Below are 19,815 nucleotides of genomic sequence, written 5' to 3'. Positions count from 1 at the left end.
CGTCTGGTGGTGGCCCGTGGAAGCCCGGCTCCCGGTGTTGGAACCGGGCTTTCGCGGGACGCCGCCAGGCGGGATCTGGGCCCTGCCGCAGCCCCGCCCCAGCCGCGAAACAGGCGCTAACCGAGAACCGCGTCGTCGAGGTCGGCCAGCAGGGTGTCGCCCGAGTCGAGCAGGTCGAGCAGGGGGCCGATGCGCGGCAGCTCGTGGGTGATGAAGTAGCGCGCGGCCAGGCGCTTGCCGTCGTAGAACGGGCCCTCCCGGCCGGCCGCCGCGTTGAGCTGCGAGAGCCACAGCCAGGCGATCACGAGGTGACCGGTGGCCTCCAGGTACGCCGTCGAGTTGGCCAGCGCCGTGGTCGGGTCGCCCGCGGCCCACAGCTTGCGGGTGGTCGTGGCCAGGCGGTCGCACAGGGCGATCACCGGCTGGCCCAGCTCGGCCGGGGCGGCCACGGCGGTGGTGACGATCCGCCCGATCAGCAGCTGCAACCCCGCCCCGCCCCGCATGATCACCTTGCGGCCGAGCAGGTCGAGGCCCTGGATGCCGTCGGTACCCTCGTGGATCGAGTTGAGCCGGTTGTCGCGGTAGAACTGCTCGACCGGATATTCGCGGGTGTAGCCGTAGCCGCCGTGCACCTGGATCGCATGGTCGTTGGCCAGCCGGCACCACTGCGACGGCCACGCCTTGACGATCGGCGTGAGCACGTCGAGCAGCAGGTCGTTCTCGTCGGAGGGCTCGTCGAGCAGCTTCGAGGCGAACAGGATCAGGGCCAGGCCACCCTCCACGTACGCCTTCGAGGCGAGCAGCATGCGCCGCACGTCGGGGTGCCGCACGATCGGCACGGCCGGCGCCGACGGGTCCTTGTCGGCCACCGGGCGGCCCTGCGTGCGTTCCCGGGCGTAGTCGAGGGCGTGCAGGTAGCCCGTGTAGCCCAGCGCCACCGCGCCCGAGCCGACGCCGATCCGGGCCTCGTTCATCATGTGGAACATGTAGGCCAGGCCCTTGCCCTCCTCGCCCACCAGATAGCCGGTGGCGTCCTCGAAGGAGAGCACGGCGTTGGTCGTGCCGCGATAGCCCATCTTGTGGTTGAGCCCGGCCAGGGCCACCCTGTTGCGCTCGCCGACCGTGCCGTCGGCCTCGATGTGGTGCTTGGGCACGATGAACAGCGACAGCCCCTTGACCCCGGCCGGGGCACCGGCCGCCCGGGCCAGCACGAGGTGCACGATCGTCTCGCTCAGCTCGTGATCGCCGCCCGAAATCCACATTTTCGACCCGTTTACCCGATATGTCCCATCAGCGGCGCGAGTCGCCCGAGTTGTCACATCGGCCAGCGCCGACCCGGCCTGCGGCTCCGACAAGCACATCGTGCCGGTGAAGCGTCCCTCCAGCATCGGCCGGACAAAACGGTCAATTTGCTCAGGGGAGCCGTACCGCAGCAGCAAGCTCGCGTTGCCCGCCGTGAGCAGCGAATACGACGAGGTGGCGAGGTTGGCCGCCTGGAACCAGACGAAGCAGGCCCGGGCCACGACGTGCGGCAGCTGGAGCCCGCCGACGGAATCGTCCATCGTCGCGCTGAGCAGCCCGGTCTCGTTGAAGACCTTGAGCGCCGCGGCGACCTCGGGGATGACCGACACCCGGACGCCGTCGAAGGTGGGCTCCTCGAGGTCGGAGCGCCGGTTGTGCGGCGCGAAGTCGCGCTCGGCGATCTGGGCCGAGACGTCGAGGAACGCGTCGAAAGTGTCGCGGGAGTGGTCGGCGAACCTCTCGTTGGCCGTGAGCGCCTCGACGTCGAGCCACTCGTAGAGCAGGAAGTCGAGGTCGCGACGCGAAAGGATCTTGGACACAGCCGGCACCGCCGTTCTCACGAAGGAGGGGTCAGGTCCCTAGTGTGCCCGTTCAGTCCGCCGCGCGGTGTCTCCCCGCCCGCGGCTGTGGATAACCCTGTCGTGACCTCTTGACCGAATACATGGCGTGGTCGGCCGCCCGCAGCGCCTCGTCGGGATCGGTCGCCCCGGCCGCGAGGTGCTCCCCCACGCTGGCCCCTATCCGCACCTGGTTGCCGCCGATGAGGAAGGGCTGGCCGAGGGCGTACCGGATGCGCTCGCTCATGGCCGCGGTGTCGGCCGGCGCCATCACCCCGGGCATCAGGATGACGAACTCGTCGCCGCCGACCCGGGCCAGCACGTCGCGCTCGCGGATGCAGGCGCTGAGCCGCTCGGCCACCTGACGCAGCAGCTCGTCGCCGGCCTCGTGACCGTGGGCGTCGTTGACCGGCTTGAACCCGTCGAGGTCGACGAAGAGCACGGCCACCGGCTGCTCGCGCAGGGAGGCGCCGAGCGCGTCCTGCATGCGGCGGCGGTTGGGCAGCCCGGTGAGCGCGTCGTGCTGGGCCTCGTGGGCCAGGCGCTCCTGGAACGCGCGGTTCTCGGAGATGTCCCGGGCGTTGATGACCACGCCGTGCAGCGACGGGTTGTGCATCTGGTTGGACGCGGTGAACTCGAACCAGCGGTACTCGCCGTTGCCCGAGCGCACCCGGCACTGCAGGCGCAGCACGGCGTCGCGCCGCGAGAGCAGCACGCCGAACTGCTCGCGCATGTAGTCGCGGTGGTCGGAGTGCACGATGTCGAACACGCTGCTGCCGACCAGCTGGCCCTCCGCGAACCCGAGCACGGCGGCCGCGCTGGGACTCGAATACTCGATCTTGCCGTCGGCGTCGAGCACCGAGACCAGGTCGGGGGCGTGCTGGAAGAGGGCCTGGAAGCGCTCGTCGGCCCGGCGGCGCTGGATCTGGGTGCGGTAGCCGAGCACACCCATCGCGAGCACGCCGATCAGCAGCATCGCGCCCAGCGTCATGTTGAGCGTCTGGCTCTTGGTGTGCACGGCGCCGTCGAACGACTTCTTGGTCTGGATCCGCGCGTACGACCAGCCGCCGGGCAGGCCGCGCACGACGATCGCGATCATCTCGGTGCCGGCCACGGTGCTGTACTCGACAAACTCCTGGTCGCCCGCGGCCACGGCATGCCGTACGGCCGGGTCGATCTGGGTTCCGAGCAGCTTCTCCTGGCTGGTGGCGGCGATCGTGCCGGTGCTGTCGGCGACCGCGGTCAGGTGCACGGCCGAGCTCAGCGTCACGGTGTACTGCTGCAGCGCGGTGGTGGCGACGTTGTTGAGGCCGATCAGCACCGAGGCGGGGCGGCCGGCCATCCGTACGGGCACGCCGACGGCCTCGAGGTAGACGCCGTCGACCACCATGATCGAGGAGAAGCCGGCCCGCTGACCCGATTCGAGCATGGCGAACAGGGGTGTCCAGCCGGCGTTGTCCGCGGCGGGTAACCCGGAGGCGCGCGAGCTGGTCAGCATCTTGCCGTCGGCGGTCATCAGCAGGGCCCCGTACGAGAATGTGCTGCTCTTGGCGGCGAAGGCGACCAGCGCGGCCCGGTCGGTGGTGCTGCCGGGGCTCAGGTTCAGGGCGTTGTCACCGAGGAAAGTGCCCAGCTCGCCCGCGGAGAGCATCTGCAGCTGCCCGACGAGCGTCGCGTTGTTGACGGCGAGCGCCCGCGAGTCGGCCTTGTGCACGTCATCCGCGGCCTGGAGCGCCGAGTGGTTGACCCAGAAACCGATCCCGCCCGCGGCGGCCAGCAGCACGACGCCGACCACCACGGCGATCCAGTTGCGCAGCCGCATGAATTCGCCCCTCCTCGCCGGTTGAGATCGGCAGAAAGGGCCGGAACGTAAGAAAACTCAGCGTTCGATCAGCCAGACAAAGCCCAAACCAGGCAAAAGCGCACGACCTTCCCGTACGGCGAGAGGGCCGTCGCTGCTCAGCGCGGTCTCCAGCCAGCCGTAGTGCCCGATCGCCGCCGCCTCGACGGTCTGCGGCTGCTCGCTGAAGTTGGCCAGCCCCACGAACGTGCCGCTGCGCGGATGCCGGCGCCGCCAGGCGAACACGTGGCCGTTGTCGACCCCGACCGTCGCGGTCTCGCCCCCGCCGCGCAGGGCCAGCAGATCCTTACGGGCGACGATCAGCTCGCGCAGCCCGGCGAACACCCGGCCCTCGAGCGTCGCCGGGTCGTGCCGGCGGGCCGCGGCCGCCCAATCCATGTGCGGGCGGTGCATCCAGCGGTTGTCGTCCCGCAGCGCCTCGTCCCGAAGGTAGGCGTCGTCGTTGCGCAGGCCGAGCTCGTCGCCCATGTAGATCAGCGGGATGCCCCCGTACGCGAACGCCACGGCATGCAGCAGAAGCAGCCGCCGTACGCCCATCGGCCAGCTCGCCGGGTCCTCGGTGATCCCGCACAGCGACGCCGCCGAGCCCGAGATCCGCGCGTCCCCCGTGTCCGGATTCTCCTGAAAGAGCGCGCCCCGGGCGTACGAGGAAGGGAACTTGCCGGAGAAGAACGAGTTGAGAAAATTGCGGTGGTTCCACCAGTCCCAGCCGACCGCCGACGCGTCCTCGGCGCTGATCGCCCAGCCGATGTCGTCGTGCCCGCGCACGTAGCTGACCCAGGTCGCCTCGGCCGGGATCGGCTTCATCCGGGCCAGCGACTGCGTCATGAGCCGCGCGTCCTTGGTCGCCAGGCTGCTCCAGAGCATGACCATGAGCTGGTTGTGATAGGCCAGCTCGCACTCGGGGCGGTAGCGGTCGTGCCCGCCGAGATAGGGCACGAGGTCGTCCGGGGCCACGATCGCCTCGGCCTTGAAGATCACGCCGGGGGCGGCGATCCGGACGAGCGCGTGCAGCGCCTGCACGATCCGGTGCACCTCGGGCTCGTTGAGGCAGGTCGTGCCGAGCCGCTTCCACAGGAACGGGACGGCGTCGAGGCGGAAGACGTCGACACCCCGGTTGGCCAGCCACAGGATCGTCTCGAGCATGGCCCGGAAGACGTTCGGGCTGGCCCAGTTGAGATCCCACTGGTAGCTCCAGAACGTGGTCCAGACCCATTCGCCGTCGAAGAGCGTGAAGCTGCCCGGGGCGCGGTCGGGGAAGACCGGCACGATGGTCCGCTCGTACGCGTCGGGCATCTCGCGGTCGGGGAAGGACAGGTAGAAATCCCCGTACGCGGGATCGCCGGCCCGCCAGGCCTCGGCCCAGGGGTGCTCCTTGGCCGTGTGGTTGAGCACGAGGTCGACGCAGAGGCTCATGTCTCGCTCGTGCAGCCGGTCGGCCAGCGCGCTCAGATCGTCCATCGTGCCCAGCCGCGGGTCGACCGCGCGGTAGTCGGCCACCGCGTACCCGCCGTCGTTCTCCCCGTCGCGCGGCCGGAGCAGCGGCATCAGGTGCAGGTAGGTAACTCCCAGCTCGTCCAGATAGTCCAAGTTGTCGGCTACCGCACGAAGGGACCCGGCGAACCGGTCCGCGTAGCAGACGTACCCGACCTGCCGCGCCCGCTGATACCAGCGCGGATCGATCTCCCGCCGCCGGTCGAGCTCGCGCAGCCCGGCCGGGCGCTCGGCGGCCGCGTCCAGAGCCGTCCTCACCAGGTCGTTCAGCGGCACCGAGCCGTAGACGAGCTCCAACGACTCGTAGATGTCGAGCAGCGACGTCTCGAATCGGGCAAGAAAGGCAAGGCCCTCCGAACGGCCCAGCCGATCGGTGGCGTCGGCGGTCAAAAATGGGAGCAGGGCCTCGAACGCGGTTGCGGCCCGGGAGCGAACGGAAGATCCTGCCATCGGGTCAACGTAACCGCCGGTGGCGAGCAGGGGGTGCGCATGCGCAAACTGATTGCCGCTCCTTTGATCCCCGCCCAGCGGCGCGTGCGCGAGGTCGTGACCGCCCCGACCGTCGTGAGCAGCCGCCGCGTCGTCCGCTGCGGCCTCAGCGTGACCGGGGCCGGGCTGTGCGCCGTCTTCTACTGCCTCACCTACACGCCGTCCCTGCTGCCGAGGCCCTGGTTTCTGCAAGGCGTCGTCGCGGGCCTGACCGCCACCTTCGGGTACGCCGGGGGGACGGCCGTCGGGGCGGTGGTGCGCCTGCGCTGGTCGCCGTCGCGCCGGGTTGAGAAGATCGCCTGGCGCGTGCTGCTGGTGCTGGTCCCGCCGCTGATCCTGCTCTCCCTCTGGCTCGGCACCCGCTGGCAGCGCGAACTGCGGCTGCGCCTGGGCATGCCGCCCCAGCAGGAGTACGACCTGATGCGCACGGTCGGCATCAGCATCCTGGCCTTCGGCGTCCTGCTGCTGCTGGCCCGCTGCCTGCGCCTGGCCGCGCACGGCTTCGCCCGCCTCTTCGGCCGGCTGGTGCCCGAATCGGCGGCGTACTGCGCGGGTTTCGTCGTGGTGACCGTGCTCAGCTACACCGCGTTCGACGGCCTGCTGGTCGGCAACCTCGTCACCAGCGCCGACCGGTCCGCCGCGATCACCGACAGCGGGACGGGCAACGGCGTCGTGCAGCCGGCCTCCGCCCTGCGCTCGGGCAGCCGGGGCTCACTGGTGACCTGGGACTCGCTCGGCCGCCAGGGCCGCAACTTCGTGACCAAGGCGCCCCCGATCGGCTCGCTCGCCGAGTTCTCCGGCCGTACGGCGCTCGACCCGATCCGCATCTACGCCGGGCTCTCGTCGGCCGACACGGTGCAGGACCGCGCGGCGCTGGTCGTGCGCGAGATGGACCGTACGGATGCCTGGGACCGCTCGGTGATCGCGGTGTTCACGCCCACCGGCACCGGCTGGGTCGACAACGACGTGCCGAGCTCGCTCGAATACATGTATTCCGGCGACACCGCGCTGGTGTCCATGCAGTACAGCTACCTGCCGAGCTGGATCTCGTTCGCGGTCGACCGCACCACGGTGGTCGACGCCGCCTCGGCCCTGATCACCGCCGTCCGGTCCCGGTGGGCCGCGATGCCCGAGACCGACCGGCCCAAGCTGCTGATCTTCGGGGAGAGCCTGGGCACGTACGGCACCGAGAAGACCTTCGGCACGGCGGCCGCGATGGTCGACGGGGCCGACGGGATCCTGCTCGAGGGCCCGACCTTCGCCAACCCGGTGCACCGCGAGCTGACCGCGGGCCGCGCCCCCGGGTCGCCGGTGTGGGACCCGTCCTATCCCGGCCTGCCGGTCGAGTTCTCGTCGGAATCCCACGAGCTGCGCGACCTGGCCGGGCCGCCGCGCAAGGTCGTCTACATGCAGAACTCGTCGGACCCGGTCGTCTGGTGGAGCCCGAGCCTGCTCTGGCACAAACCGGAGTGGCTCAAGGGCACCCGCGGCCCCGACGTCACCCCCGACATGCACTGGTATCCGGTCATCACGTTCTGGCAGACCACTGTCGACTTGCTCTTCGCGAACAAGGCCCCGATCGGGCACGGCCACGTCTACAAGTCGGGAGCCGTCGACGGGTGGGCCGCGCTGGCCCCGCCACCGGGCTGGACGGTCGCCGACACCCTCCGGTTGCGCGCCCTACTCGACGGCTGAGGCGGCGATCTCGTGGGCGAGCACTTCGAGGCCGGCCCGGAACTCGTCGTCCGCGCGGCCCCGGAGGTCGTCCTCCAGGCGGTCGAGCAGCCGGAGCAGCCGGTCGGTGCTTGCTTCGTCGTCAGTTCGGGCCAGCGCCCCCAGCAACCGATGACCGCCGGTCTCGGCCGGGATCGTGCCGTCCAGGATCCGCCGGCTCAGGTCGACCGCCACGAGGGCGGCGCTCTCGGGCGGGCTCGGCGCCACGACCCGCCACTCGTCGAGCATGCCCCGGAGCAGCACTTCCGCATGCTGCACGGGCAGACACGCCGGTGACTGCACCGCCAGTTCGACGGTAGCCTCCCCCGACAGACCTTCGGCCAAAAAGTCACAGGCGAGCATGACCACGTCGTACGGGTCGATCTGCTCGACCTCCAGCCGCGCGGCCAGCATCAGCAGTCGCCGGCACAGGTTGTCGCCCGGTTGCACGGCGCTATCTTTCACCGAGCGGCTGACCGACGCCGCCCCGGGCCGTCGGGTCACCCTCGGTGTCGCCGGCGCCTTCGTTCGCGGCCGCCGGTAGCGCGTTCAACACCAACCGGAGCGCGGTCGCGGCGTCGGTCTCGTCGTGAGCCCGGCGGCCCGGCACGTGCACCAGATAGCGGCCCGGGTGGGCGGCGGGCTCGACGGCGATCGGCACGCCTTCGAAGCGCAGGACGAAGTGGCTGGTGAACGGGAACAGCGCCCGCAAGCGGGGCTCGTGGAAGGCCAGGGCGACGAAGGCCGCCAGCCGGTTCTCGATCAGGCGGTCGCACTGGTTCTCATACATCCACAGCCACTTCGCCTCGCGCCGGTCGCCGCGCTCGCGGGCCTCGGCCTGGGCCACCGAGCCCAGGAACGGCCACGCCGCCGCGATCCTCCCGGGGCGTTCGCCGCGCAGCCACCGGCCGGCGACGCCGGTTGCCGTGGCCAGATCCGGAGGCAGGCCGTGAAGCAGGTTCATGCGACCGGTCCGCAGCGAAAGACGGAAAGGGTAGGAGATCGTCCGCAAGTCGGCGGCCCGCTCACCGAACTCGACAGTCGCGGCCTGGGCCGGGTCGACATCCCCGAGAGTTGTCGGCCGGAACGGTAGCCCCTGCCGGTCGAACTCGGCCTGCCACGCCCGCCACACGCGGTCCAAGGTAACTCGTCGACACGATTGCGTGGCGGTGCGATCTTTGGCGGGTGATGGACGAGGCGCGCACGGCTGACGCGGATGCGGGAAGCACCGGAGGCGTGGGCATGCTGCGGTACTACCGCCGCGCGGGGCTCTAGGCGGTCGTGCCGCGGACCCAGGGCAGGGCCATGCGTTCGATGGCCACGATCGCGTAGTACAGGATGATGCTGACCACGGCCATCAGGGTCAGGGCGGCGAAGGCCGTCGCGGTGTCGCCCTGGCCCGCGGTCTGCACGATGATCGTGCCGAGGCCCTCGTCGACGCCGCCGGATTGCATCTCGCCCACGGCTACGCCGATGACGGCCAGGGGCATGGCCAGTTTGAGGCCGACGAAGATCTGGGGCAGGGCGGCCGGGACCCGTACGCGCAGGAAGGTCTGCACCCGGGTGGCGTCGAGCGACTTGGTCAGCTCGACCAGGTCGGCCGGGGTGCTGGTGAGGCCGGTCGCCGTGGACAGGACGATCGGGAAGAAGCAGAGCAGGAACGCCATCGCCAGCACCGGCGTGGTGCCGAAGCCGAACCAGGCGATCATCAGCGGGGCCACCGCGACCTTGGGGACGGCGTTGAGGGCGACCAGCAGCGGGCCGAACGCGCGCTCGAACGGCTTCCAGGCGGCCAGGGCGGTGCCCAGCGCGACGCCGATCACGATCGACAGGGCGAAGCCGATCAACGTGACCCGTACGGTATCCCAGGTGGTGCTGAGCAGCAGGTCGGGATAGGTGCCGAAGCTCTCGGCGACGGCGGCCGGCGAGGGCAGGATGATCGACTGGATGTCGAAGATCTCGACGACCGCCCACCAGACCGCGATGGTCACGACGATGCCCAGCACCGGCCAAGCCACCGCCGACAGCGAGATCCGCCGGGCCGGGCGGGTGGGACGGGCCACTGTGGCCTCCGACGGGGGCGTCATGGTGTCTTGCACCGGTGCTCCTCGAAACGGGCGGGGGCACGCCGTCGCCGGCGCACCCCCGTCACACTAGAGAACGATCAGGCCTTGGGGGTCAGATCGAAGTTGATGACCTGCTCGGGCTTGAGGCCCGGGTCGATCTGGCCGGAGCCCTGCAGGATCGCGATCGAGCGGGCGACCCGCTCGGCGTCGAGCGCGCCGACCGGGATGCCGGCGGCGGCCGACTTCACGTACGGGCCCATCAGGGTGAGCTCGGCGGCGACGCCCTCCGGCTTGGCCGTCTGCACGTACTTCTGCGTGATCGTGCCGGCCTCGTTCGGGTTCGTGATGGCGTCGTTGAGACCCTTGAGCAGCGCCTCGGTGAACTTCTTGACCTTCTCCGGGTTGTCCTGCGCGTACTTGGACGACGTGATCAGCACGTTGCCGTACAGGTCCTGGAGGACGTCGCTGTAGGGCAGCACGACGGCCTTCTTGCCCTTGGCCACCGTCTCGACGGTCGGCTTGCCCACGACGAACTGGCCGATGCCCTGCACCCGGCCCGACGCGAGCGTGCCGATCAGCGTCTGCGCCTCGCCGTTGACGAACTTGACCTTACTGTCGTCGACGTTGGCCAGCTTGGCGTACGTCGGGAAGAGGGTCTTGACCACCGAGCCGGGCTGGTCGGCGATGGTCTTGCCCTCGAGGTCCTTCGGCGTGTTGATGCCGTTGCCGTCGAGCGCGATGATCGCGGCCATCGTGCGCTGCTGGATGGCGCTCACCGCGGTGAAGCCGGTGACCTTGTCCTTGCCGCCGGCCGCGATCAGACCACCGGTCAGGTCGATCGGCGTGAACTGGGCCTGACCGGCCACGATGGCCGCGATGTTCTTGCCGGAGCCCTGGCCCGGGTTGATCGTGACGTCGAAGCCGGCGTCCTTGAAGTAGCCCTTCTCGAGGGCGACGTACGCATATGAGTCGCGGCCGAACGTGCCGAACGAGGTCAGGTAAGTGATCTTTTCGAGCGAGGCGCCGCTGCCACCGTCGCCGTCAGCCGAGTCGTCGCTGCACCCGGCGGCCGCGCTCATGGTGAGTGCGAGTGCGCCGGCGACAACGGAACGAACGAGGGTCCTTCTGTGCACCGTGATCCTTCCAGAAGGGCATCGAGGCAAATGGCGCGCCGAGGCCTAAGGGGTCGAACGTGGGACAGGGGTGCCCCGACCGGGGATCGTAGGGCAAACTGGCACATGCATCGATGACAAGTTCGTCTCAAACGCCGAAGTAGACGTATCTCTCACGATGGATCATGATGAGCCGCTATGCGTCCTAACAGCGTCTATTGGGGTCGATGATGCGCGTCTGTCTGTTCATCGAGCCCCATCGGGGTGCCTCTTATGACACCCAATCGAGGTTCGCCCGGCATGCGGAAGACGCAGGTTACGAGGGGCTTCTCCGGGCCGACCACTATCGGGCGCTGACCCCTGACCCTGGGCTACCGGGCCCGACCGACGCCTGGGTCACGCTGGCCGGCCTCGCCCGCGAGACGAAAAGGCTGCGTCTGGGCACGTTGGTGAATTCGGCCACATTCCGTCTTCCGGGTCCTTTGTCGATCATCGTGGCGCAGGTCGACCAGATGAGCGGCGGCCGCGTCGAGCTGGGCATGGGCGCCGGCTGGGTCGAGCGCGAGCACACCGCGTACGGGATTCCGTTCCCCCCGGTCGGCGAGCGCTTCGACCGGCTCGAGGAGCAGCTCGAGATCCTGACCGGCTTGTGGGGCACGGCCGAGGGCGAGACCTACTCGTACGAGGGCAAGCATTACCACCTGGTGGACGCGCACGCGTTGCCGCTCCCGGTGCAGCGGCCGCACCCGCCGATCATCGTCGGGGGCAAGGGCCCACGCCGTACGCCGGAGCTGGCGGTCCGGTTCGCCGACGAGTTCAACATGCCGTTCAAGACGGTGGCCGAGACCGCGGCGGCGTTCGACCGGGTGCGTCAGGTGTCCGAGAAGCTGGGCCGCGAGAAGCCGCTGACCCTGTCGGCGGGCATCGTGGTGGCGATCGGCCGCAGCGACGTCGAGGCGCGGCGCCGGGCCGCTCCCCTGCACGTCAAGAGCGTGCTGCCGCCGGAGGATCCGGTAATGGGCTCGCCCGACCAGCTGGTGCAGCGGATCGGCGAGATGCGCGAGATCGGCGCCACCCGCGTGCACCTGCGGATCGTCGAGATGGACGATCTCGACCACATCGACCTGATCGCCGGCGAAGTGCTGCCTCAGCTGTCCAAATAAGCGAGCACGGCCAAGACCCGGCGGTTGTCGTCTTCGGAGACCGGCAGGCCGAGCTTGGTGAAGATGTTGTTGATGTGCTTGCTCACGGCCTTCTCGGTGACGAACAGCTTGCCCGCGATGGCCGCGTTGGACCGCCCCGACGCCATCTCGCCCAGCACCTCCCGCTCGCGCGCGGTCAGCACGTCGAGCGGGCGCGAGCGGTCGAGCAGGCGGGCCACCACCTCGGGATCCATGACCGTGCCGCCGCCGGCCACCTGCTGCACGGCGTCGACGAACTGGGCCACGTCCGAGACGCGGTCCTTGAGCAGGTAGCCGACGCCGCCGCGGCGGTCGGAGAGCAGCTCCCGGGCGTACAGGGGTTCGACGTGCTGCGAGAGCACCAGGATGGGCAGGCCGGGAACCTCACGCCGTACGGCGATCGCGGCCTGCAGCCCCTCGTCGGTGAACGTGGGCGGCAGGCGCACGTCGAGCACGGCCACGTCGGGCTTGCATTCGAGCAGCGTGGGCAGCACGTCGGGCCCGCGGCCGGCCACCGCGACGACCTCGTGGTCGAACGCCTCCAGGATCCGGGTCAGTCCGTCCCGGAGGAGAGCATGGTCCTCGGCGATGACGACGCGCACGGCAGCTCCATGGTCACGATGGTCGGCCCACCCGGCGGGCTGGACACGGACATCGTGCCATCGAAGGCGGCGAGGCGTCGCTCCATTCCGGCCAGCCCGGTGCCCTTGGCCATGTCGGCGCCGCCCTGCCCGTCGTCGCCGACCTCGAGCCGCAGCAGGTCGCCGACGCGGTGCATGCTCACGTAGGCGAACGTGGCGGCGCTGTGCCGCTGCACGTTGGCCAGCGCCTCGGCGACCGCGAAATACGCCGCCGACTCGACCGGCGTCTCGAGCCGCCCCTCGACGTCGGAATCCACAGTGGTCGGGATGCGCGACGTCAGCGCGAGCGCCCGCACCGCGCCGTCGAGCCCACGCTCGGCCAGCACGGGCGGGTGAATTCCCCGTACGAGGTGGCGCAGCTCGACCAGGGCCGTGGAGCTGTTCTCGCGCGCCTCGGCGAGCAGCTTGCGGGCGGTCTCGGGGTCGCGTTCGACCAGCTCCTCGGCCAGGCCGATCGTCATGCCGAGCGAGACCAGCCGGGCCTGGGCGCCGTCGTGCAGGTCGCGCTCGATCCGGCGCAGCTCGGCGGCCTGGGCGTCGACCGTGTCGGCCCGGGTGACGGTGAGCTGGGTGACCCGCAGGCGCAGCTCGGCGGCGCGGGTCGGGGCCAGGAACAGCTTGGCCCAGAGCCCCTCGAAACGGCGCGGATACGGCGCGACGACCAGGCCGAGCGCGAGGAACATCAGGCCCTGCGGGAGCGAGAGAAAACCTTCGCCGATGCTCTGGATGGGCCAGTTCACGCCGTAGCCGGACCAGCCCTCAGCCAGATAGATCCAGAGCGGGAGCAGGACGATCCCCTCGACGCCGTACGCCGGCAGGGCCAGCGTGAGGATGCCGAGCACCAGCCCGCCGATCGCGCCGGGCAGCAGCCAGGCGAAGTCGCGCCAGGTGGCCGGGTCGGTGATCACCCAGTGGTAGCGCTTCCACCCGATCGCCCGCACGCCCTCCGGCTTCGGCCTGTACGGCCGGGGGATGCTCACCCCGTGCCAGCCGGCGATCCGGCGGGCCAGGTTGGCCTTGGCCCGGATCAGGACGGTCACGGCGGGCAGGGCGACCAGCCCGATCCCGAGCACCGGGGTCAGCACCAGCGACACCACAAAGAGCACGAAGAGCGGGATGTTCAGGACCGCGAGCACGATCGAGAACAGCCCGGCCGCCATCGCTCGCAGCCCGTCACGAATCCAGTCTCTTGTCTCCACGCTCCCCATCCTGAAGCACCGCGGTCGCCAACTCAGTAGTGCTAGCCCTACCAACACCTGGGGGCCCTGCACCAATGACCTTGCGGGGGTCCCCACGGTGTGCTTGAGGCATGACGACGATGGCAGAGCGGCCGCGCACGGCCGGAAGCGACTTCGCGGAACTGGGGCGGCGGATCAACCAGGCGGGACTGCTGCGTCGGCGGCCGGGCTACTACGCCCTCCGGCTCTCGCTGGTCGCCGGCGCGCTGATCTGGGGCTGGGGCGCGTTCTTCCTGATCGGCGCCTCGTGGTGGACGCTGGCGGTGGCGCCCTTCCTGGCGGTGGTGTTCGCGCAGACCGCGCTGGTCGCCCACGACCTGGCCCACCGGCAGGTGTTCCGCACCAACAAGCCGAGCCGGCGGGCCGGGCTGATCGCGGGCAACCTGGCGATCGGCATGTCGTACGGCTACTGGATGGACAAGCACACCAAGCACCACGCCAACCCGAACCACGACGATCTGGACCCGGACGTCGGGCCGGGCGTGCTGGTCTGGTCGCGCGAGGCGGCCCAGGGCAAGGGGTTCCTCACGCGCTATCAGGCGTACTTCTTCTTCCCGCTGCTCACGCTGCTCGGGCTCTCGCTCAAGCGGGACAGCCTGCGGTGGATCAACGAGCAGAAGAACCCGCTGGAGGCCGCGCTGATCGGGGTGCACCTGATCGCGTACGTGGGCGCTTTGTTCATCGTGCTCAACCCGCTGCAGGCGCTCGTGTTCCTCGTCGTCCACCAGGCGATCTTCGGGGTTTACCTGGGGATGACGTTCGCGCCCAACCACAAGGGCATGCCGCACCCCGACGGCACCGAGGACTTCCTCCGCAAGCAGGTGCTGACCTCACGCAACGTGCGCGGCGGCCGGTTCGTCGACGCGGCCCTGGGCGGGCTCAACTATCAGATCGAGCACCACCTGTTCCCGGCCATGCCGACCCCGAACCTGCCCAAGGCGCAGCCGATCGTGCAGCAGTACTGCGCGGAGATCGGGGTCCCGTACGAGATGACCAGCCTGACCGATTCGTACCGGCAAGCGCTCGTCCACCTGCACGACGTGGGCGCCGACCTCCGCGCTGCCGCTTAACGGGGGATGTTGCGCAGGTTCGTGCGCGCCAGGTGCAGCATCTGACCCACGCCGCCGGACATGACCGACCGTCCGGCGGCGAGCGCGAACCCGGCCGCCTCCTCCTTGGTGATGTGCGGCGGGATCTCCAGCGCGTCCGGGTCGGTGACCACGTCGAGCAGGGCCGGACCGTCGTGGTCGAGCACGTCGCGCAGAGCACCCCGTACGTCGGCCGGCTTCTCCACCCGTACGGCGTGCAACCCGGCCGCCCGGGCGATCGCCGCGAAGTCGACGTGCTCGTGGTCGGTCTCGAACGGCGGGTCGCCGGCCACCAGCATCTCGAGGCGCACCATGCCGAGGCTGGAGTTGTTGAACACGACCACCTTGACCGGCAGGTTGTGCAGCTTGGCGGTGAGCAGCTCGCCGAGCAGCATGGCCAGCCCGCCGTCGCCGCTCATCGACACGACCTGCCGCGACGGGTCGACCTTCGAGGCACCGAGCGCATGCGGCAGCGCGTTGGCCATCGTCCCGTGCACGAACGAGCCCAGCACCCGGCGGCGCCCGTTCGGCGTGATGTAGCGGGCGGCCCAGCTCGTGCACATGCCGGTGTCGGCGGTGAAGATGGCGTCGGCGGCGGCCTCCTCGTCGAGCACCGAGGCCACGTACTCGGGGTGGATCGGCACCAGATCCTCGACCTTCTTCGTGTACGCCCCCACCACGCGCTCGAGCTCGTCCACGTGCTTCTTCAGCATCTTGCCGAGGAACTTGTGATCCTTGCGTTCCAGCTTGGGCAGGACCGCCCGCAGCGTGGCGCCCACATCGCCGGCCACGCCGAGTTCCAACGCCGTACGCCGGCCCAGGCGCGACGGGTCGATGTCGATCTGGATCGTGTTCTTCTGGGGCAGGAACTACAGCCCCTCCTTGCCACGCAGCGAGTGCCCGATCGGGGCGCCCACCAGCTCGGCCAGCTCGAGCACCTCGGCCCGCGCCCCGGCCGCGCCGACGCCCCCGAAGATCGCCACCGTCCCGGCCGCGTTGATCCGCGCGGCCAGCTCCTCGATCACGTCGGCGGGCGGCGCGCCCAGCACCGGCCCGGCCACCGGACGCCCGGTTCCGGTCTCGTGGGCCGCGTCCGCCTCGAGCACGTCGCCCGGCAGCACCAGCACGGCCGCGCCGCGCAGGCCGACCGCCTGCTGGATGCCGATCCGGGCCATCCGCGGCATCTGCTCAGGCGACGACACCAGCTCGGTCCAGTGGCTGGCCTGCTCGAACAGGCGCTTGGGGTCGGTCTCCTGGAAGAAGCCGGTGCCGATCTCGGTCGAGACGATGTGCGAGGCGATGGCCAGCACCGGGGCGGCCGAGCGGTGCGCGTCGAACACCCCCTGGATCAGATGGGTGTTGCCCGGCCCGCAGCTGCCCGCGCAGACGGCCAGCTTGCCGGTGACCTGGGCCTCGGCAGCCGCCATGAACGCCGCCGACTCCTCGTTGTGCACGTGCACCCACTCGATGGCGTCGTTGCGGCGGATCGCGTCGGACAGCGCGTTGAGGCTGTCCCCCACGATGCCGTAGATCCGCTCCACGCCCGCCTGCACCAGCACCTCGACCAACTGGTCGGCGACTGTCTTGTTTCTCCCGAACACCCCGGCCCCCTCATCGTGCGACTGTGCTGGCATTACCCGATCGTGCGAACGGAGAACAGGATGGATCTGCACCTCACAGACAAGGTGGCCGTCATCACCGGGGGCAGCGCCGGCATCGGCGCGGCGATCGCCCGGGGACTGGCCGCCGAGGGGGCGCACGTCGCGCTGGTCGGCCGAAACCCCGCTCGACTCGACGAGGTGGCCGGCTCACTTGCGGGCGTACGGGTCCTGACCGTCCCCGCCGACCTGGTCGAACCCGACGCCGCGGACCGCGTGGCGGCCGCCGTGCGGGCCGAGTTCGGCGGGGCCGACATCCTGATCAACAACGCCGGCACCGGGAGCGAGGAGACGATCCTGGAGGCTCCCGACTCGCGATGGCAGCACTATTGGGAGCTGCACGTGATGGCGGCCGTCCGGCTCGCCCGCTCGATCGCGCCGCAGATGAAGGCCCGCGGCGGGGGCGTGATCCTGCACAACGCGTCGATCTGCGCCACCCAGCCGCTGGGCTACGAGCCGATCTACAACACCACCAAGGCCGCGCTCGTCATGTTCTCGAAGTGCCTGGCCAACGAGCTGATCGGCGACAACATCCGGGTCAACGCGGTGAACCCCGGCCTGGTGATGACCGGGGACTGGATCAAGACCGCCAAGTCGCTCACCGATGGCACCGAGCAGACGTGGGAGCAGTACCTGCAGAAAATCGCCGACGACAACGCGCCGATCGGGCGGTTCGCCACGCCCGAGGAGGTCGCCGACTTCTTCGTGTTCCTGTGCTCGTCGCGGGCCGCCTATTCGGTCGGGTCGACCTACTACGTCGACGGGGGCTGGCTCAAAGTGACGACCTGAGGAAGGGGACCAGGATCGGGAGCACGGCTGCCGCCTGCATCGCCACCATGTGATCGGCGTCTTGGACAAGTCGAACATCCCACCCTCGCTGTAGGATGTCCGTTTTGCGCTTCATTAGTGGCTCGGCGAGCGCAACGTAGGCGTTGTCCCAGGCCGGGCCGTACTGGATGTTGTCGTTCTCGCCGGCGAACGCGAGCCGGGGGATGTCGAGCCGCACCTGCGAGTCGTCGAACTGCCGGAGCGACTTGTAGAGCGTGACGAACTGCCGGGTCTGGTCGGGCGTCTGGGTGAAGGCCACCGAATCCCAGTCGCCCGGCACGGCCTCACCCGACGGCGGGGGCGGCGGGTCGCCGGCCATGCGGTGGGCGGTGTTGGTGACGGCCAGCATCGCCTCGTACGGCCCGTCGAGCGGCGGGAAACCACCCATGGCCAGGGCGGTGAGCCGGTCGGTGCGGATGGCCAGCTGCAGGCCGGCGAGGGCCGTCCAGGAATAGCCGTAGTAGGCGAACCACTCGGCGCCGGCCGCGTCGGCGATGGCCAGCAGGTCGGCCGCCACGGCGTCGGCGGTGAGGGTGAGCGGGGCCGGGTGCTCGTTGAGATGGCCCTCGTAGTCGGCGGTGATCACCGTGAAGCCGGCCTCGGCCAGGCCGGTCGCCAGGGTGTGCCCGAGGTGGGGGTCGGCGCCCCAGGCCCGCATGGTGTCGGCCTGCTCGCCCTCGATCAGCCGGGTGCTGACCGGGGTGAGCACGGCCGGGCCGCTGCCTTGGACCTTGACATCGATCATGGATCCGTCGTGAAGTCGCGCGGTAGGCATGCAAAACACTATACACTGTCAGGAGTTATGGACGATCACCTTCGGCGGCTCTGGCGGCATCGCGGGACGACGCTGCCCACCCCCAGACGCGGCCCCCGCCAGCAGCTCGACCTGGACGCCATCCTCGATGCGGCCATCGCCCTGGCCGACGCCTCCGGGCTCGACGCCGTCACCACCCGGGCGGTGGCGGCGCGCTTCGACAAGACGGCGATGGCCCTCTATCCGTACGTGGGCGACAAGGAGAACCTGCTCGCGCTGATGCAGGACCACGCGAGCGCGCTGCCCGCTGAAGTTCCGACGACGCTGCGGGACTGGGCTACGGCGCTGTTCGAGGTCTATCTGGCGCATCCCTGGCTCACCGAGCGCTCGTGGGCGCAGGGCAGCCAGGGCCCCCACGAGCAGGACTGGATGGAGGCGCTGCTCGCGATCCTCGACCGCTCCGAGGTCCCGGCGGAGTCACGGGCGCCGGCCGTCACGATGCTCTACGCCACCACCCGCGCCACGGCCCAGACGGCGGCCGCCTACCGCCGTTTGACGCCCGCCGACGAGGCCGCGTGGGTCGCCCGGGCCACCGCGATCCCCGACTTCGCGGCCCGCTATCCGCACTCGACCCGCCTCGTGCCGCACTCCGGCGACTGGCGGGACGCGCCCTACGCCGGCTTGATGGCCGCCGTCGACCTGCTGACCGCCGGCCTCAGACAACCTCCGTCTTGAGCAGCGAACGCAGCGCGCGGGTGCCGTCGGGGGTGACGCGGACCGCGCGGCCCGTACCGATTCTGGTCACCCAGCGCCGCTCCAGGAAGGCCTCGCACAGCCTCGCCCCGGCCACTCCGGCCAGATGATGCCGCCGCTCAGTCCAATCCAGACAGGCGCGCGCGAGCGGCCGGCGTCCCGCTTCGAGCGACACCCCGAGCGTCGAGACGAGCCATTCCTTCCCGTACGCCGTGAGAGCGAACCCGCCGTCCTGATCCAGCATCTTCCCGGCCGTCATCGCGTCCGTGACCGCCACCCCGAGCCGCCCCGCGAGGTGGTCGTAACACGTGCGCCCCCGCCGCAGGGCCGCCGACGCGGTCACCGCCCGCAGGCCGCCCCGCGGGGTCTCGGGCTCGAGGCGAGCGGCCAGATCCTCGACCAGCTGGGCGGCCGCCGGGTCGGCCAGCTGCACGTATCGGTGGCGCCCCTGCTTCCGCTCGGTCAGCAACCCGCCCTTGACCAGCCGATGCAGATGCTCGGTGGCCGTGGACGGCGCCACCCCGGCGTGGCCGGCCAACTCCCCCGCCGTCCACGCCCGCCCGTCGAGCAACGCCAGACACATGGCCGCCCGCGTCTCGTCGGCCAGCAACCCCGCCAGCGCCGCCAGATCAGAAGCCGAGCTCATACCCCATTCTGAGCCCCCCTCAGTTCGGCCGGCCCCGAACTCTCACCCGCTCGGATTCGCGGGAGGCGCCCGAGTGCCCTGACAGCAGCGACGCTGATCGGGGCGAGGGTCACGTGGCACAGGGACAGGGCGATCGTGCTCGCCCCGTCGAGGTCGGCCGGCAGGGTCATGACGAGGATCGTGACCACCGCCAGCACGGGCGCGACGATCGTCGCCGTCCGCGTGACCCAGTCGCCGAAGCGGACCAGCAGGACGACCACCACAAGACCGATCAGCAGGGGCACGGCGCTGAAGCCGACGACCGTCAGCGCGTCGACCTGGTTGACGACGCCGTTCGACGTGAACTCGAAGCTGCCGCCCAGGGCCCGCCCCACAACGAAGACGAGCAAGTTGACGACGGCGGCCATGACGACCACGGCCGCGATGACCATCGG

19 protein-coding genes are annotated in these 19,815 nt (G+C 70.3%); 5 read left to right on the top strand and 14 right to left on the bottom strand.

All coding sequences use genetic code 11. From position 1 onward, the window contains the following. Positions 1–116: 116 nt before the first annotated feature. The 3 genes from JKJ07_RS05945 to JKJ07_RS05935 are packed head-to-tail and all read right to left on the bottom strand — an operon-like array spanning position 117 to position 5,664. Positions 117–1,850 (bottom strand): acyl-CoA dehydrogenase, encoded by a 1,734-nt coding sequence (locus tag JKJ07_RS05945; RefSeq protein WP_438871372.1) that lies wholly within the window; start codon positions 1,848–1,850, stop codon positions 117–119. Positions 1,851–1,893: 43 nt separating this feature from the next. Then, a complete protein-coding gene (locus JKJ07_RS05940; protein ID WP_202990225.1) occupies positions 1,894–3,681 on the bottom strand; it encodes a sensor domain-containing diguanylate cyclase in 1,788 nt (595 codons plus the stop codon). Positions 3,682–3,738: 57 nt separating this feature from the next. Then, positions 3,739–5,664 (bottom strand): amylosucrase, encoded by a 1,926-nt coding sequence (locus JKJ07_RS05935; RefSeq protein ID WP_202990224.1) that lies wholly within the window; start codon positions 5,662–5,664, stop codon positions 3,739–3,741. Between the two features lie 39 nt (positions 5,665–5,703). On the opposite strand from JKJ07_RS05935, the gene JKJ07_RS05930 reads away from it, so the two are divergent. Further along, on the top strand, positions 5,704–7,398 hold the full coding sequence (locus JKJ07_RS05930; RefSeq protein WP_202990223.1) for an alpha/beta hydrolase: 1,695 nt from the start codon (positions 5,704–5,706) through the stop codon (positions 7,396–7,398). On the opposite strand, the gene JKJ07_RS05925 is transcribed toward JKJ07_RS05930, so the two are convergent. From JKJ07_RS05925 to JKJ07_RS05910, 4 genes are all read right to left on the bottom strand, one after another. Then, positions 7,384–7,866, bottom strand: a complete 483-nt coding sequence (locus tag JKJ07_RS05925; RefSeq protein ID WP_202990222.1) for a hypothetical protein — start codon at positions 7,864–7,866, stop codon at positions 7,384–7,386. The two genes, JKJ07_RS05930 and JKJ07_RS05925, sit on opposite strands and share 15 nt — an antisense overlap. Positions 7,867–7,870: 4 nt before the next feature. After that, positions 7,871–8,548: a DUF6193 family natural product biosynthesis protein gene (locus tag JKJ07_RS49635; RefSeq protein ID WP_202990221.1), complete on the bottom strand. Its 678-nt coding sequence runs from the start codon at positions 8,546–8,548 to the stop codon at positions 7,871–7,873. Between the two features lie 139 nt (positions 8,549–8,687). Next, entirely contained in the window at positions 8,688–9,503 is an 816-nt protein-coding gene (locus tag JKJ07_RS05915; protein ID WP_202990775.1) for an ABC transporter permease, read from the bottom strand. Between the two features lie 77 nt (positions 9,504–9,580). Further along, positions 9,581–10,561: an ABC transporter substrate-binding protein gene (locus JKJ07_RS05910; RefSeq protein WP_202990220.1), complete on the bottom strand. Its 981-nt coding sequence runs from the start codon at positions 10,559–10,561 to the stop codon at positions 9,581–9,583. A gap of 263 nt (positions 10,562–10,824) precedes the next feature. Here JKJ07_RS05910 and JKJ07_RS05905 point away from each other — a divergent pair, with 263 nt between their 5' ends. Beyond that, positions 10,825–11,757, top strand: a complete 933-nt coding sequence (locus JKJ07_RS05905; RefSeq protein WP_202990774.1) for an LLM class F420-dependent oxidoreductase — start codon at positions 10,825–10,827, stop codon at positions 11,755–11,757. On the opposite strand, the gene JKJ07_RS05900 is transcribed toward JKJ07_RS05905, so the two are convergent. Together JKJ07_RS05900 and JKJ07_RS05895 are read right to left on the bottom strand one after the other, a co-directional pair. Further along, on the bottom strand, positions 11,742–12,377 hold the full coding sequence (locus tag JKJ07_RS05900) for a response regulator transcription factor (RefSeq protein ID WP_202990219.1): 636 nt from the start codon (positions 12,375–12,377) through the stop codon (positions 11,742–11,744). The two genes, JKJ07_RS05905 and JKJ07_RS05900, sit on opposite strands and share 16 nt — an antisense overlap. Continuing rightward, positions 12,329–13,624, bottom strand: coding sequence for a sensor histidine kinase (locus JKJ07_RS05895; protein ID WP_202990218.1), 1,296 nt, complete (start codon positions 13,622–13,624; stop codon positions 12,329–12,331). The genes JKJ07_RS05900 and JKJ07_RS05895 overlap by 49 nt, the downstream gene beginning before the upstream one ends. 101 nt (positions 13,625–13,725) lie before the next feature. Here JKJ07_RS05895 and JKJ07_RS05890 point away from each other — a divergent pair, with 101 nt between their 5' ends. Next, positions 13,726–14,724, top strand: coding sequence for a fatty acid desaturase family protein (locus tag JKJ07_RS05890; protein ID WP_202990217.1), 999 nt, complete (start codon positions 13,726–13,728; stop codon positions 14,722–14,724). On the opposite strand, the gene JKJ07_RS49630 is transcribed toward JKJ07_RS05890, so the two are convergent. Continuing rightward, positions 14,721–15,533, bottom strand: coding sequence for a thiamine pyrophosphate-dependent enzyme (locus JKJ07_RS49630; protein ID WP_307834133.1), 813 nt, complete (start codon positions 15,531–15,533; stop codon positions 14,721–14,723). The genes JKJ07_RS05890 and JKJ07_RS49630 overlap by 4 nt on opposite strands. Positions 15,534–15,611: 78 nt before the next feature. Further along, entirely contained in the window at positions 15,612–16,376 is a 765-nt protein-coding gene (locus tag JKJ07_RS49625) for a thiamine pyrophosphate-binding protein (protein ID WP_236028436.1), read from the bottom strand. Positions 16,377–16,403: 27 nt separating this feature from the next. On the opposite strand from JKJ07_RS49625, the gene JKJ07_RS05880 reads away from it, so the two are divergent. Beyond that, entirely contained in the window at positions 16,404–17,189 is a 786-nt protein-coding gene (locus JKJ07_RS05880) for an SDR family NAD(P)-dependent oxidoreductase (RefSeq protein WP_202990216.1), read from the top strand. On the opposite strand, the gene JKJ07_RS05875 is transcribed toward JKJ07_RS05880, so the two are convergent. Then, positions 17,173–17,973, bottom strand: coding sequence for an alpha/beta hydrolase (locus JKJ07_RS05875; protein WP_236028435.1), 801 nt, complete (start codon positions 17,971–17,973; stop codon positions 17,173–17,175). The genes JKJ07_RS05880 and JKJ07_RS05875 overlap by 17 nt on opposite strands. Positions 17,974–18,030: 57 nt before the next feature. Here JKJ07_RS05875 and JKJ07_RS05870 point away from each other — a divergent pair, with 57 nt between their 5' ends. Then, on the top strand, positions 18,031–18,717 hold the full coding sequence (locus tag JKJ07_RS05870) for a TetR family transcriptional regulator (RefSeq protein WP_202990214.1): 687 nt from the start codon (positions 18,031–18,033) through the stop codon (positions 18,715–18,717). Here the strand turns inward: JKJ07_RS05870 and JKJ07_RS05865 are convergent. Both JKJ07_RS05865 and JKJ07_RS05860 read right to left on the bottom strand, forming a co-directional pair. Beyond that, entirely contained in the window at positions 18,698–19,381 is a 684-nt protein-coding gene (locus JKJ07_RS05865) for an ArsR/SmtB family transcription factor (RefSeq protein ID WP_202990213.1), read from the bottom strand. The two genes, JKJ07_RS05870 and JKJ07_RS05865, sit on opposite strands and share 20 nt — an antisense overlap. Beyond that, entirely contained in the window at positions 19,378–19,812 is a 435-nt protein-coding gene (locus JKJ07_RS05860) for a DUF6069 family protein (protein WP_236028434.1), read from the bottom strand. The genes JKJ07_RS05865 and JKJ07_RS05860 overlap by 4 nt, the downstream gene beginning before the upstream one ends. Positions 19,813–19,815 lie beyond the last annotated feature (3 nt).

Origin of the sequence: Paractinoplanes lichenicola, assembly GCF_016785085.1 — a bacterium.
GTDB classification, from domain to species: Bacteria; Actinomycetota; Actinomycetes; order Mycobacteriales; family Micromonosporaceae; genus Actinoplanes; species Actinoplanes lichenicola.
The sequence above is the reverse complement of the archived record's forward strand: the minus strand, read 5'-3'. Positions and strand labels throughout refer to the sequence as shown.

Excerpts from the sequence above, each read along its gene's own strand:
- JKJ07_RS05940 (WP_202990225.1), bottom strand. The coding sequence starts at position 3,681 with ATGCGGCTGCGCAACTGGATCGCCGTGGTGGTCGGCGTCGTGCTGCTG.
- JKJ07_RS05935 (WP_202990224.1), bottom strand. The coding sequence starts at position 5,664 with ATGGCAGGATCTTCCGTTCGCTCCCGGGCCGCAACCGCGTTCGAGGCC.
- JKJ07_RS05930 (WP_202990223.1), top strand. The coding sequence starts at position 5,704 with ATGCGCAAACTGATTGCCGCTCCTTTGATCCCCGCCCAGCGGCGCGTG.
- JKJ07_RS05915 (WP_202990775.1), bottom strand. The coding sequence starts at position 9,503 with ATGACGCCCCCGTCGGAGGCCACAGTGGCCCGTCCCACCCGCCCGGCC.
- JKJ07_RS05910 (WP_202990220.1), bottom strand. The coding sequence starts at position 10,561 with ATGAGCGCGGCCGCCGGGTGCAGCGACGACTCGGCTGACGGCGACGGT.
- JKJ07_RS05905 (WP_202990774.1), top strand. The coding sequence starts at position 10,825 with ATGCGCGTCTGTCTGTTCATCGAGCCCCATCGGGGTGCCTCTTATGAC.
- JKJ07_RS05895 (WP_202990218.1), bottom strand. The coding sequence starts at position 13,624 with ATGGGGAGCGTGGAGACAAGAGACTGGATTCGTGACGGGCTGCGAGCG.
- JKJ07_RS05890 (WP_202990217.1), top strand. The coding sequence starts at position 13,726 with ATGACGACGATGGCAGAGCGGCCGCGCACGGCCGGAAGCGACTTCGCG.
- JKJ07_RS49625 (WP_236028436.1), bottom strand. The coding sequence starts at position 16,376 with ATGCCAGCACAGTCGCACGATGAGGGGGCCGGGGTGTTCGGGAGAAAC.
- JKJ07_RS05880 (WP_202990216.1), top strand. The coding sequence starts at position 16,404 with ATGGATCTGCACCTCACAGACAAGGTGGCCGTCATCACCGGGGGCAGC.
- JKJ07_RS05875 (WP_236028435.1), bottom strand. The coding sequence starts at position 17,973 with ATGATCGATGTCAAGGTCCAAGGCAGCGGCCCGGCCGTGCTCACCCCG.
- JKJ07_RS05870 (WP_202990214.1), top strand. The coding sequence starts at position 18,031 with ATGGACGATCACCTTCGGCGGCTCTGGCGGCATCGCGGGACGACGCTG.
- JKJ07_RS05865 (WP_202990213.1), bottom strand. The coding sequence starts at position 19,381 with ATGAGCTCGGCTTCTGATCTGGCGGCGCTGGCGGGGTTGCTGGCCGAC.
- JKJ07_RS05860 (WP_236028434.1), bottom strand. The coding sequence starts at position 19,812 with ATGGTCATCGCGGCCGTGGTCGTCATGGCCGCCGTCGTCAACTTGCTC.